Genomic DNA, 12,555 nt, shown 5'->3' with positions numbered 1-12,555 from the left:
TTAGCTCGTATTTTTCGTCATGGGTTATGGACAGTATAAGTTTTCTCCAAAAGTTTATGTGCTATACTAATTTAGACACGCCAGTATGGATTCAGGGAGAGATGGTGGTGGGCCGTCCGTCTTTAGGCGGAACCTACTCCGTTCGATTGGTGCGGCCGGACTGGCCGGACTTGCAGGCTGTGGTGGCAGCGAGGGAGTGACAGATGGGGACGGGACGCCGACCCCAACGCCAGTTGGAAACTTTCCGGTGTCCGGGGATTCGGTGACGTTCGGTTTCAACGTCGCTTCCTCGGGGGCATACTCAACGGCCGGCAAGCAGGAGCTCCGAGGTTTCAAACTCGCGGTCAAGCACATTAACAACGGTGGTGGGTGGGTAACGAGCGAGCAGTACGAGTCACCGCTGGACGGTGACGGACTTCTCGATAAGGATGTCGAATTCGCTGTCGAAGACACGGGTGGTAATTCGGAGACCGCCCGGAGCAACGCACAGCGGCTTGTTGATAGCGAGGAGGTGATTATGCTTGCTGGCGGAACGTCCAGCAATTCCGGCCTGGCCAATCAGGAGGTCGCCGCACAGAACCAGGTCGTGTACATGGCGACGATGGCCAACGCGAACTCGCTGACGGGTATCGACTGCAACCGGTACTCCTTCCGCGAGATGTACAACAACCACATGGCGGCCAAAGCGCTGGCTCCGGCCCTCAGTAACGAGTTCGGAGACGACGTCAATTACGTCAAGATCTCCCAGGACAATGAGTGGGGACAGACGCTCCGGGATGAGATGGATACAGCCCTCGGGAATCTCGGCTGGGCACCTGTTTGGGACACAACTGCACAGGTCGGAACGACCGACTACTCTCAGTACGCAGAAGACATCAAGTCGGTCGATTTCGACGTGATAGTGCTCGGACTGGGGGGCCTCGACGCAGTAAACGCACTCAGAGCGTTCCGGGAGGAGTTCCCGGAGTCGAATATCGTCCTTCCGATAGCCTCGAAAGATATTGCCCGGACCGCAGGCGATGCGATAGAGGGTGTTATCGGGACGGTCGCCTGGAGCCCGGCAATCAACTCGCCGCTGTCTGATACCTTCCGAGAATCGTTCCGTGAGGAGTACGGCAGTTCGACGGGGACCTCGAAATCGGCGTCCCCATCAGGAGCAGCCCACATCGCATACACGCAAACGCTACAATACGCCAGTGCAGCCGAGCGGGTGGGAACGTTCAATCCGATCGATGTCATCGGAGCGCTCGAAGGACACGAGTACGACGCCGGTCTCGGACCGCAGACGCTCCGAGCCTGTGACCACCAGGCGATGCGCCAGGTGCCAGTCGTGAAAGGAAAGCCAGAGGTTCAGCAGTCCTACGGCACCTACTACGGCCTGATTGGGGAACCAGCGGATGTACAGTACGCATGCGACAGCGGTCCAGCGGCTAACTGCTCGCTTGGAGGGAACTAGCTATGAGTTCAGGAGACACACAGATACCAGACAGTTCAGAAAACGATTCGAACGCCTCCGGTGGGATTCTTGCAACAGTCGTCCCGGATTTCATCCGGCGAAACTTCGCACTCAAATTCGGTATCGTCCTCTTCGTGATGGCGCTGTCGGTTGGGCTCATCGGCCTTGCCGCGACAGAGCAAGTCAAGAACTACACGGAACAACAGGTTCTGAGCGACTACGAAAACGCCGCCGCACAGGAGGCTGATATCCTGTCACAGTGGGTTGATCGAAACCGGTTATCGACCCAGTTCGTCTCTTCCGACGACGTTTGGGCCAGTAGTGATACCGAAGACATCAATATCGAACTCAACAATCGGAAAGCCGCCTTGTCCGCAGATGCTGCCGACATCCATCTGGTCGAACGGAATGCCGGCCAATCCCAGGTTGTCGCCAGCACATCTAACTCACAGGTGCTGACTAACTCGGCGCTCGAATCGACGAGCAGGGCCTGGCTTACCGGTGCGAACTTCGAAACGGCAAGCGATGTCGCCGTCTCCGACGTGTACCAGACGAACTCCGGCCCGGTCGTCGGCTTCGCCAGTCCTGTCGATGCCTCACAGAACCGGTATATCCTCATCGAGTACTCGCTCGACGAAATCGCGAACTCGCTTCAGGGGAACAACAGGGCCGAAGGCGGATTCACGCAGGTCGTCAACGGGTCGGCGGTCGTCATGATCGACGAATCCAGAGACGGGAGCCGCGGCCTCGGCGAAAACATGCTGCAGTCGTATAGCTCGAACAGCCCTGCCACGGAACCGATCGACGCGGCAGATGACCTCCGCTCGTCGGAGCAACAGTCCGGCGTCACCGCTGACATGCCGGCGACTGACGTACTCAACGAGCGCTACACTGTCGGCTATGCACCGATTCAGGGCACTGACTGGGTCGTTCTCGTACACGCACCCAACTCCGCGGTCTTTGGCTTCGTCCAGAACGTCCAGCAGTACGGACTTATCGGCACGGCACTGATGGTGTTGCTCATCGCGGGCGTCGGTGCGATACTCGGGTACAACACGGCAACGTCCATCGACCGCCTGACCCGAAAGACGGACCAGATGCGACAGGGGAACCTCGACGTCGAGATCGCCACCAGTCGTATCGACAATATCGGCCGCCTGTACAGCGGGTTCGCTGATATGCGCGACGCGCTCAAACAACAGATCAACGAGGCCGAGCGTGCACAGAAAGAGGCAGAGGTTTCCCGCGCGGAAGCCCTTGAAGTCAACAAATACCTCCAGAAGAAGGCCGAAGAATTCTCCGACGTGATGGAGGAGACGGCCGCTGGAAACCTCACCGAGCGGATGGCAACCGACGGCGAGAACGAGTCGATGGACCGGATCGCCAGCGAGTTCAACGGCATGGTCGACGAACTCGAAAAGACGATCGGTCAGCTCAACAGCTTCGCCGACGAAGTCGCGGAATCCGGAGACGTCGTTCTGTCGAGTGCGGAGTCCGTCCGTGACGCGTCCGAGCAGGTGGCCGAATCCACACAGAAAATCTCCGACGACGCCTACGACCAGAAGGACCGCCTCGCGACCATCTCAGAGGACCTCGATACCCTCGTGGACACGCTCGAAGAACTGGAAGCGGACAATCCGGACATCGACCTTGGTGACTCGCTCGAGCGGTTCCGGACGGTGGCGACGACGCTACAGTCGGCAGCCGAGACAAGTGACCAGATGATGGCCGAAACCCAGACCGTGGCCGGCGCAGCCGAAGAGCAGGCCGCAGAGCTCAACGAAGTGTCTTCGCGTGCCGAACAGCTCAAACGCTACGCGAAGCCACTCGGTGACATCCTGAACCGCTTCGAGACCGAAGCCGAGCACGAGTTCGTCTTCTCGGGCGGTCCGTCACAGAGTCTGGGCGAAGAGGAAGAAGAGTAATCCGGTTCACCGAAACCGATTTTCGCGCTGGCGACGTACTTCTTTCAATGAGCGACGACGCAGGAGAAATCTCGCAGGCGGAACTCGCCGAGTACTGTCGAACCCAGGCTGCGATTCTTGCTGGCCATCTGGACCAGCGCAGTGCGGAGCTCTCCGATTTGCTCGAAGAAATCGAACAGGACACCGCCGACGCTCGTGCGACATTGTCTGAAAGTTCAGGCCGACCGGAACCCGATGCGGAAGCCGCTGTCGAAAACATCGAGGCCAAGCAGAAGCGAGCACAGGCGAAACAGGACGAAATCGACGAATACCGGACGCTCGCAGAGGGCTATACGGATCTCGCCGAGCAACTCACTGAGGGGACCGGTGATCTTGAAACCGTTCTTGAATTCGAAATCGATACCGATGCCCCGACATATTTCGACGCCGAGACAACGATTCTGGGAGTGGCGACTGGAGAAGACAAGTAGTAGTCTATTTTACAGGACGCTCTGCACCACAGACAGGCTGCTCTACAGCGCCGGGGCTGGTGGCAACTGCGGTTCGGCAACGACCCAGCGCTGGTACAACATTCGACATCACTGAGGTGGGGCAACAACTACCCCCACCGCGTTCACCGTGCTAAACCGTTTTAGCGCCAGCGGTCAATCAGTCGACACTGCTGACTCCATCTTAGCGGATTTAGCTGTCGCAGCCTCGGGGCTTCCTTGTCCGAGTTCCACAGCAGCCAGTACAAGAAAGCCACCGATGAATATCGTGTTTTTCAGAATGTACGCCGCGAACGCGTCAAACAGCCACGGAACTGTCCCTAGTAGAAACGGTTCCTGGAAGTACGCGGATCGGGCAATCACGAGCGTCGCGAGGGTGACAAACTGGTGGCCAAGGAACAGGAAAAATATGGCCCGAATTTTCTGGAGGAGGAACAACAGCCCGATCGTCAGCTCATACACTCCAATGAACACCATCACTGCGGTCAGAGAGATCCCTAGTTCCGGAAGACCAAGGATAGTGACCACCGCATGGACCTCACCACGGACTGGTGTCGATAGCCCGCTAAACAGTGCCTGGACCTTCAGAAACCCATAATATGAAAAAACGAAGGCATACGTGAGGAATGCTATGCGTGTCCCGTACGGCACTAGTATGCCCTCGACGACGCGGTCAATCACTTCATTGTACTTCTGTACCATGAACCGAAGTGGTGACAGTCCACCACCGGTTTGACTTTGTACCTCACCCATACTCCGTTTCCCATCCAAGTCCCCACTATATATAATCTTATGCTGACATTTGGGCGCAAAGTGCCACAGAACGAACCAAATTCATCAGTAGCTTCTGAAATGCGGTGGCCGAGAGATAAAGAGAGTTCCCGCTATTCAGAAGTGTAGTTGTTGGATCGGCTGATTCCATGTGAGACTGAGTAGGTTGAACCACCTACGTCCGACGAGACGAACCAAATTGACGACCGTCGCTCCGGCGCTTCGAACACGGACGACGAGCAATAGGATTACCCTTGACTGTGGAACCAGTGGCGAGCCGCCGCTGTTTCCTCAAAGAGATCGCGGTTGATCGAGTCGTCAGCCATATCGACGACTTCTCGACGGATATCTGTGAAACGACGCTCTCGGGCATAACCAGCGAGGTGTTCGAGACCGGGACATGCCCGCTAAATTCACGTCGTTTCGACCACCAACCCCCATTCGATATAGCGGCATACAGTTTATGTGTTCGGAACAGACCGTGTGATGGTGAGTCCGAGGACAGTAGATGGACTACAGACAGTAATCTCAGCCACTTAGCTCCACAGACTTCCGACGCGCACTGGTGAGGAAACGAGATCACGAATTGAACGTCCGCTCGACGAGGTATTTGACCAGATAGAACCCACCAATAAGGGTAACAGCCATGACTACGAGTACAATCGCAATCATGAACAAAAGGACAAGTGCGTCGTTAGCCATCGGACCCACCCGCCTGAGAAAGTGCGTATCGTCGAACGCGCATGTCGCTAGCTTCAGCCTGGACACGCTAATGAAGTAGGGTTTCAGTCCGACATTCTCTGGCACTCGCGGTTTATATTGGGTCCACTTTCGATATACCTGGGTGATCCATGTGGAAAAGGGATAGCAAGGCTCGAGTAGGTCACGTATCTGGTTGCTGACAGCGTCCTATACCTTGCACTGAACAGAGCGTTCAGGGACGGTGGTGGAAAGCGGGACATTCCGCTCAGTCGGGAGCGGAAATATCGAATATGGCTGACCGTGGCCGAAGTCACCGGTACGCAGCGGTCGCTTCTGAGGAAGGCCATTCTGCATTTGGCTGCGGAACCGTCGATAGGGTATTTTAACGGCGATCTGTGTTTCCCAACCGAGCCACGACGGAACAGAACCAAATCGTGTTCTCGTGGCGAGAGGGCGCTTTTCGGCCACTGCAGCGAACCAGTGGTGTGTAGGGTCGCGAGGGTCGCCAAGACTGGCACTGTAGCAGCGACGGGTGCGCGCTTTAGCAGCTTGTGGAGTACACTTTGGGGCCTTGAGTCCGAGAGAGAACAGTCCCGGCATACTTAGGCAACGACGGCTTCCCCCAATAAAGTCGTAATATGGCGATTACGGCGGGACATAGACGGCCTCTCCATTTGGCAACAGCGCCAACAGGCGCGTCACCAGAACTGACGCGCGTGTCATCCGGGAAAGTCGCGGCTGTCGGTATGCAGCGTGAGAGAGCAAGGGGACAGTATGCAGGAAGGGTCTGCGACACCTGAGCGGTTGCGACAGACTGTCCGGTCCACTGGTTTGAGTATTGGTGAGTAGCTGAACCAGGCCGGAATAGTCTCGGACCCACTCGAAGTGGTCTCTCACTAGATCAGAACGACACTGCCTCGTATTGACAATCCGTGACTGTGCTACCATACGTCTTTATCCTGCTGTGTTGAATAGCGTCTCCTGAGCCACGGTGAGGCGGCACCGATTTTGAGATTACCGGCATCAGCCCCTGACAAGTCAATTCAAATTTCCACTGTCCCGACCAGCACCGCTATTCAACACAGCAGTCTACTCTGCTCTGTTGAATAGCGGCATCTGAGCTACACTGAGACGACCCCGGTCTTGAGACCACTAGCGTCAGCTACTAACAAGCCGACTCAAATTCCGACCACCTCAACCAACACCGCTATTCAACAGAGCACTTTATCCGGGTAATGGAATGGACCGATCAGATGAGGGACAGAAATCTACGCCCCTTTTGTATTTGTGTATCTGACCTTATCTACTGCTAAAATGACAGACTAATATCAGTATCGGCGCATAAATCCCGCAAATAGGGTACCACGCACCCAAATAAGTGTGTTTATCCCTGAGTATGGGACTACATTGAAGTCCCCGGCGTCCCAGGGTAAAATGTGTCCAGTGACAGTGAACGAACGACGGTTCGGACGTACATTCCGGCCTACCAGAAAGAACAGTGGCAGGCCCACGCCGAGGAACTGGATATGAGTCAAAGCGAGTTCGTCCGGACGATGGTACAGGCGGGCCGAAGCGGGTTCGAGCCAGTAGCATCCGAAACAACCGAGTCGGACGCCGCTGAGAGCGAGAGCGAGGAACCCCGTTCTCCGGACGCTACCCCTGGGGGTGACGGGCTGGAAGACCGGGTCCGAGAGATTCTGGCTGACGGAGACTACTACGAGTGGGACGACCTGCTCGCCGAACTGACCGACGATATCGAGGAACGCCTCGAAGAGACGCTGCAGGAACTGCAGTCCAACAACGAAGTGCAGTACAGCGGGCGACACGGAGGGTACGTTCGGGACGAATGAGCACGGATACGACCACGCCGGACGCCGAGTCGGACCCGGTCGGGTATTTCCTCGATGACATCACGTACCACGGAAAGAGCGACCGAACTCGTGCCTCCTACGAGCGCGTCCTTCGGGACTTCGAGTCCTATCTGGCAGACGGCCACCAGCCCATTCCCGTCCAGGAGGCCTCCCACCGGGACTGCATGGCATATGTTCACAGCCTCCGCGGTAACGTCGAAGAAAGCACAGTCGCGACGTACGCCTCCTATCTACACCGGTTTTTCGCGTACATGACACAGGTAGGTGTCTTCGAATCGAACCCGATGACGCTGGTCATGGAAGAGATGGACGAGTCCATCAATACCGACCCGACCCGCCGCGAAATCGACCTCCAGTCGATGCGGACGTTCGTCGACAGCGTCCCACATCCGCTAGAGCGGGCTATCGTAGTGACGTTGCTGAAAACGGGTATGCGGGCCGGCGAACTGTGTAACCTCGATATCCGTGACCTCAACCTCGAAACCCCCGGCCCCAGACCGGAGATCCCGGTCCGAGCGGGGCTCGACGGGCGTCCGGACTCGTTGTTCGTCGCGGCAGACACGGCTCGTGGCGAGGCCAGTAACGGGGAAGAGCGGACAGCGTCCAACAAGCGGAAACGGGAGACGACGATCCCTGTCGACGCCGAACTGGCATCAGTGCTGCGGCACTGGCTCGCAATTCGGCCGGACACACAGTCCCCAGCAGCGCCGCTGTTTGTGTCTACAAGCGACAGCTGGGGGGAGCGACTCACGCCGAATATGGTACACCACATCGTCGAATCCCACGCGCGCGAGTTCGGTTGGTACTCGGACGGTGGGGGAGCCGAAGAGAACGTTACACCGCACTACTTCCGGCACTTCTTCACGACACACCTTCGGGATCGGACCGGTGATCGCGGCGTCGTCAAATACCTCAGAGGCGACGTGGCACAGGACGTCATCGATACCTACACCCACGAATGGGGAACTCGGGTCAGGGATGTGTACGAGGCCGAAATTTACTCGCTACTGTGATTTTATTGTTGTCTATTCAACACTATTGCCGCACTCCGGTTGGTGGCTGCTGAACTAATAAATCATATAGCGCTATATAGAACTGGGCGGATTCTGCTTCTCAGCTGTGTTGTCTCAATGGACGATTTCGATAGCCGCATACGAGACAGGAGGTACGGCCGGATTACACTGCGGGGCCTCCCAGCAGGTAGCTCGACCGAGCAGCGCTCTGGCACGCGCTTGTTGGGGGACTCCCGACCGGACTACAAGAGATCATACCGGCTCGAAATGGAACGTCCTACTGGTGGCTGCAGATGCCGGGATCACGCACGTCTCAGACGTAGACCCTTCCGGATGCAGGTCCCTGGGAGGGCTACTCGGGGTCCAGAAGTTTCGACTCCGCAGTTCGGAGATGTTCGAGGAGCGTGGTCTTCGAAATATCCATCTGGTCGGCGAGTTCGCGGACCGAAATCCCACGCGGCCACTGATAGTAGCCGGCCTCGCGGGCCGCTTCGAACGCGCGCCGCTGGGCCGGCGTTAGCGAGTCGGTTCGGAGCCCACCCACCGACCGCTCGGAGTCGCTGTCAGGCGTGACGATGGACTCGACCGACACGTCAGCGTCGGCGTCGGCTTCGACGGCATCGAGTGCGGACTGTATTTCGGGCCGCTCTCCGGTGAAGCTCACTTGCCACCGTTCGCGCCCGTCTTCGATACGAACGGGCGCGCTGTGGACGAATCCGTGTTCGAGGAGTGTTGGGCAGACTAACTCTTCTGGGTCGTACTCTAGCAGGAACTGTCTGACGACGGTTCCCGGTGCATCGCGCTTGTGTCCGATGCGTGCCTGAAGTTCCTGTATCTCTCCGGCGTGAGGTGACGCACGGACTGCGTCGAGGCAGTTCTCGACGTCTGACTTCGTAGCGCCGTACGCTGTAAACACGCCATTGACCGATGCCGCTGGCGACTGGGCGGTCTGTTGCACCGTGTGTGCCAGGATGCCGCCATCAGTGCAGTCGGTCGCTTCGATAGCCCAGCAGTTCGGATGCCACAGGTCGAGTGTTAGCCGTGCTCCGGCGCTATCGGTTTGGCTCATGGGATGTGCTGAAATATTTGATCGGAGACCCTAAGAGCGTAATCATTGTCTGGTGTGTCCGACACCGGCGGTTGCGGTGTGCGATTCAACTCGGTCCATCAGTGCTGATGCCGACACGACCAGGGCCAGATACAGTATCGCCACCAGCACGAAGAGTTCGGTATACTGGTACGTTTCGTTAGCGATGGTACTCGTCCGGCCGTACAGCTCTTGGACGGTGATGAAACTCGCCAGCGAGGAGTACTTGATGAGGTACACGAGTTCGTTCGTCCAGCTGGGAAGCGCGAGTCGGAGGCCCTGTGGAACGACGACGTACCGTATCCCTTCGAGCTTCGAGAGCCCGATGGCGCGTGCAGCGGTCAACTGCCCGCCGTCGACGGACTCCAGTGACGCGCGCAGATACTCGGACTGGTAGGCGGCGCTGTTCAGCGTGAAACTGATGACAGCGACCCAGAACGCCTGCGCGGGAATGAATCCGACGCCGACCCCCGGGACGCCTCTGAGAACCTGCGTGAGTGAGGTCGCAAAGTAGAGGACGAACAACTGGGCGAGCAATGGCGTCCCGCGGATGAGTTCCGTGTACGACAGGGCGAGCCAGCGGGCCCACCGCCCACCGTATACGCGGACGACGCTGAGCGGGAGCGCCAGCGTGAACCCGAGACAGACGCTGAAGACCGTCAGTAGCACCGTCGTCCAGACGCCGTGGGCCAGTGCCGGCAGATACGCCGTCGCGTCGGCGGCAAACCGGAGCGCGTCGGCGAACCACACGAGCGGCGCTCCGGCAACACCAAGTGACGCGGCGAGCGAGGCGACAGTGTCCGCTGTCGTCAGAAACGGGGCCGCCGGAACGAACGGCGTGCCGCGGTCAAGCCCGAATACCCCCGCGAGAACGAAATCAGTGGTCCAGCGGGCGAGAACCCAGACCCAGAACAGTGCCAGGCCGACTGTGAGGGGGCGGACGGTGAAGACCGTCTCCACGCGGTCACGGAGCCCCGGATTCGGCGACGTTGTCGATTCGGCCGTGCTCATGCCGTCTCCTCGTGTGCGTGCAATCTGCTCAGGAACTGTTCGGTTCTGTCCGCTGTCGGGTTCTGGAACAGTTGCTCCGGTGGGCCGTGTTCGACGATTTCACCGTCGTCGAGGAACACGATGTCCGACGCGGCCGACCGCGCGAAGTCCATCTCGTGACTGACCACGAGCATCGTGATGCCCTCCGCTGCGAGGTCGCGCATCACCTCGACGACCTCGCCGACGAGTTCCGGGTCGAGCGCGCTGGTCGGTTCGTCGAACAGTAACAGTTCCGGATCCATCGCGAGTGCGCGCGCGATACCGACGCGCTGTTTCTGTCCGCCGGAGAGTTCAGCGGGGTAGGAGTCGGCCTGCTCCAGCAATCCGACCTGTTCGAGATGGGTCCGGCCGGCTTCCTCGGCGTCAGCAGCGTCCATGCCGAGTACTTTTTTCGGGCCGAGCGTGACGTTTTCGAGCGCCGTCAGGTGCGCAAAGAGGTTGAAATCCTGGAACACCATGCCGACCTCCTTTCGGAGTTCGTTGACGTCAGTGTCGGCTCCGGTCACGTCCTGCCCGTCGAGGGCGATCCGGCCACTGTTGATCTCCGTCAGTCGGTTCACACATCGGAGCAGCGTGGACTTGCCCGAGCCGCTGGGGCCGATGAGGACCGTCACGTCGCCCTGGTCCATCTCGAGGCCCACGCCCTCCAGTACCTCTTCGTTCCCGTAGGACTTGTGCAAGTCGTCGATTGAAAGTAGTGGCTGTGTCATGTCGTTCCCTCCGGTACGGCGTAGTAGTCACTGAGCTTGTCGAGCGACCGATTCGTCGCGAACGTCAGCACGAAGTAGACGAGGCTGACGGCGAGGAATATTTCGAGTGCCGCCGTCGACTGCCCGCCTTCGTAGAGGTTCTGTCCCGTCGTCAGCAGCTCGCCGATTCCGATGACGATGGCAATGCTTGTGTCCTTGAGGACGATGGTAAACTCGTTCTGGAACCCCGGGACGCTCCGGCGGAGCGCCTGCGGGACGACGACGTGTCGAATCGCTTCGAATCGGGACATCGCGACGGCGCGTGCCGCTTCCAGCTGTCCGTCGTCGACGCTCTGGAGCGCACCGCGGAAGATCTGTGACTGGTAGGCGGCGCTCCGGAGACCGAGCGCGATGGTCGCCGTGACGAACGCGCTACTGGAGATAGAGAGGCCGAAGTACAGAATCATAATGATGACCAGCAGCGGGGTGCCACGGAGGACGACCCCGACCTGTTCGACCAACCGCCGGGCCCTGTCCGAGCCGTACACCTCTATCGCACCGGCCGGGAACCCGACGACGAATCCCAGGAGAATACTGGAGACGGTGAGCGCGATGGTGACAGCTGTCCCGCCGAGCAACAGGCCCCAGTTGTTGGCGACGAACAGCCAGTCAGCGGTCTGGAGTAGGATTGCTGCCATGGCCTCACTTCTGTCCGAACCACTTCTCGGTCAGGTCCCGGTACGTCCCGTCGTCCTCGACGGTAGTCAGCCCGCTGTTGAGCGCACCCGCGAGTTCGTCGTTACCGGACTGAATCCCGAAGCCGAACTGCTCGCCGGTCTCGTGGACGAACGCGGATTCGATGGGGCGGTCTGCCACGAAAGAGTTCGCGACGGGGACGTCGATGATGATGACGTCGACGTTTTCGTTCAGCAGGTCCTCGACGGCGAGCACGTAGTTGCCGTACGCGTTGTAGCTCGACTCTTGAATCGTCCCCGCTTCGATGAGCTGGTCCTTGATGACGGATTCACCCGTCGTCCCCTTCTGTGCCCCGACTGACGCCCCGGAGAGGTCGTCTAACGACGACGGCGAGAACGACCCGCTCTCGCGGACGACGATGGCCTGGTTCGAACTGTAGTACGGGTCGGAGAAGTCGATCGCTTCGTCGCGGTCGTCGTTGATCGTCATGCCTGCCGCGACGACGTCGACGTTCCCGTTGTTCAGCGCCGGAATGAGTGATTTGAACTCCAGTTCTTCCCACCCGCTCAGTTCGTACTCCGACGCCGCGATAACAGCTTCCAGCAACTCGACGTCGAAGCCGACGAGTTCGCCGTCCTGCTTCATCTCGAACGGCGGAAAGCCCGGCGCTGTTCCCGCGGTGAGCGTCTGTGAGTCCCCGCTGCCCGATTGACAGCCAGCGACCGACAGGGTCGCGACAGTGCCACCGATTGCCTGCAGATACCTCCGTCTGTCTACGCGTGCCTCTCGTGGCATAGTCCCACAGTC

General features: G+C 58.8%; 12 protein-coding genes. 5 read left to right on the top strand and 7 right to left on the bottom strand.

Annotated features, from left to right (window positions below):
• Nucleotides 1–247 precede the first annotated feature (247 nt).
• The 3 genes from AV929_RS07900 to AV929_RS07890 are packed head-to-tail and all read left to right on the top strand — an operon-like array spanning nt 248 to nt 3,851.
• Complete coding sequence (locus AV929_RS07900) at nt 248–1,456, top strand: ABC transporter substrate-binding protein (RefSeq protein WP_064287930.1); 1,209 nt, start codon at nt 248–250, stop codon at nt 1,454–1,456.
• Between the two features lie 2 nt (nt 1,457–1,458).
• Nucleotides 1,459–3,381 (top strand): HAMP domain-containing protein, encoded by a 1,923-nt coding sequence (locus tag AV929_RS07895; protein WP_064287929.1) that lies wholly within the window; start codon nt 1,459–1,461, stop codon nt 3,379–3,381.
• A 47-nt stretch (nt 3,382–3,428) separates the two neighbouring features.
• Nucleotides 3,429–3,851 (top strand): hypothetical protein, encoded by a 423-nt coding sequence (locus AV929_RS07890; RefSeq protein WP_050007401.1) that lies wholly within the window; start codon nt 3,429–3,431, stop codon nt 3,849–3,851.
• 174 nt (nt 3,852–4,025) lie between these two features.
• Here AV929_RS07890 and AV929_RS07885 read toward each other — a convergent pair whose 3' ends face one another.
• Nucleotides 4,026–4,622: a hypothetical protein gene (locus AV929_RS07885; protein WP_023843222.1), complete on the bottom strand. Its 597-nt coding sequence runs from the start codon at nt 4,620–4,622 to the stop codon at nt 4,026–4,028.
• Nucleotides 4,623–5,219: 597 nt separating this feature from the next.
• Nucleotides 5,220–5,342 carry a hypothetical protein gene (locus AV929_RS22775; RefSeq protein ID WP_004962120.1) on the bottom strand — a complete coding sequence of 41 codons (123 nt, stop codon included), beginning with the start codon at nt 5,340–5,342 and terminating at the stop codon, nt 5,220–5,222.
• 1,436 nt (nt 5,343–6,778) lie between these two features.
• On the opposite strand from AV929_RS22775, the gene AV929_RS07875 reads away from it, so the two are divergent.
• Together AV929_RS07875 and AV929_RS07870 are read left to right on the top strand one after the other, a co-directional pair.
• Nucleotides 6,779–7,192 (top strand): DUF5805 domain-containing protein, encoded by a 414-nt coding sequence (locus AV929_RS07875; RefSeq protein ID WP_014040122.1) that lies wholly within the window; start codon nt 6,779–6,781, stop codon nt 7,190–7,192.
• Nucleotides 7,189–8,226 carry a tyrosine-type recombinase/integrase gene (locus tag AV929_RS07870; protein WP_064287928.1) on the top strand — a complete coding sequence of 346 codons (1,038 nt, stop codon included), beginning with the start codon at nt 7,189–7,191 and terminating at the stop codon, nt 8,224–8,226. Before AV929_RS07875 ends, AV929_RS07870 begins: the two co-directional genes overlap by 4 nt.
• Before the next feature lie 352 nt (nt 8,227–8,578).
• Here the strand turns inward: AV929_RS07870 and AV929_RS07865 are convergent, their stop codons facing one another.
• Genes AV929_RS07865 through AV929_RS07845 form a run of 5 tightly spaced genes read right to left on the bottom strand, consistent with a single transcriptional unit; the run spans nt 8,579 to nt 12,543 of the window.
• Entirely contained in the window at nt 8,579–9,295 is a 717-nt protein-coding gene (locus AV929_RS07865) for a helix-turn-helix domain-containing protein (RefSeq protein WP_014040120.1), read from the bottom strand.
• Between the two features lie 42 nt (nt 9,296–9,337).
• Entirely contained in the window at nt 9,338–10,324 is a 987-nt protein-coding gene (locus AV929_RS07860) for an amino acid ABC transporter permease (protein ID WP_014040119.1), read from the bottom strand.
• Complete coding sequence (locus AV929_RS07855; RefSeq protein ID WP_014040118.1) at nt 10,321–11,073, bottom strand: amino acid ABC transporter ATP-binding protein; 753 nt, start codon at nt 11,071–11,073, stop codon at nt 10,321–10,323. Before AV929_RS07855 ends, AV929_RS07860 begins: the two co-directional genes overlap by 4 nt.
• Complete coding sequence (locus tag AV929_RS07850; protein WP_014040117.1) at nt 11,070–11,750, bottom strand: amino acid ABC transporter permease; 681 nt, start codon at nt 11,748–11,750, stop codon at nt 11,070–11,072. Before AV929_RS07850 ends, AV929_RS07855 begins: the two co-directional genes overlap by 4 nt.
• A 4-nt stretch (nt 11,751–11,754) precedes the next feature.
• Nucleotides 11,755–12,543, bottom strand: a complete 789-nt coding sequence (locus tag AV929_RS07845) for a basic amino acid ABC transporter substrate-binding protein (RefSeq protein WP_064287927.1) — start codon at nt 12,541–12,543, stop codon at nt 11,755–11,757.
• Nucleotides 12,544–12,555 lie beyond the last annotated feature (12 nt).

The sequence above is a fragment of the Haloarcula sp. K1 genome, from assembly GCF_001647155.1.
In the GTDB taxonomy this organism is placed as follows: Archaea; Halobacteriota; Halobacteria; order Halobacteriales; family Haloarculaceae; genus Haloarcula; species Haloarcula hispanica.
Note: the sequence above shows the minus strand (reverse complement) of the source record. Positions and strands in the feature narration are given on the sequence as shown.

Coding starts and splice junctions, on each gene's coding strand:
- AV929_RS07870 (WP_064287928.1), top strand. CDS start 7,189: ATGAGCACGGATACGACCACGCCGGACGCCGAGTCGGACCCGGTCGGG.
- AV929_RS07850 (WP_014040117.1), bottom strand. CDS start 11,750: ATGGCAGCAATCCTACTCCAGACCGCTGACTGGCTGTTCGTCGCCAAC.
- AV929_RS07865 (WP_014040120.1), bottom strand. CDS start 9,295: ATGAGCCAAACCGATAGCGCCGGAGCACGGCTAACACTCGACCTGTGG.
- AV929_RS07860 (WP_014040119.1), bottom strand. CDS start 10,324: ATGAGCACGGCCGAATCGACAACGTCGCCGAATCCGGGGCTCCGTGAC.
- AV929_RS07895 (WP_064287929.1), top strand. CDS start 1,459: ATGAGTTCAGGAGACACACAGATACCAGACAGTTCAGAAAACGATTCG.
- AV929_RS22775 (WP_004962120.1), bottom strand. CDS start 5,342: ATGGCTAACGACGCACTTGTCCTTTTGTTCATGATTGCGATTGTACTC.
- AV929_RS07855 (WP_014040118.1), bottom strand. CDS start 11,073: ATGACACAGCCACTACTTTCAATCGACGACTTGCACAAGTCCTACGGG.
- AV929_RS07885 (WP_023843222.1), bottom strand. CDS start 4,622: ATGGGTGAGGTACAAAGTCAAACCGGTGGTGGACTGTCACCACTTCGG.
- AV929_RS07890 (WP_050007401.1), top strand. CDS start 3,429: ATGAGCGACGACGCAGGAGAAATCTCGCAGGCGGAACTCGCCGAGTAC.
- AV929_RS07845 (WP_064287927.1), bottom strand. CDS start 12,543: ATGCCACGAGAGGCACGCGTAGACAGACGGAGGTATCTGCAGGCAATC.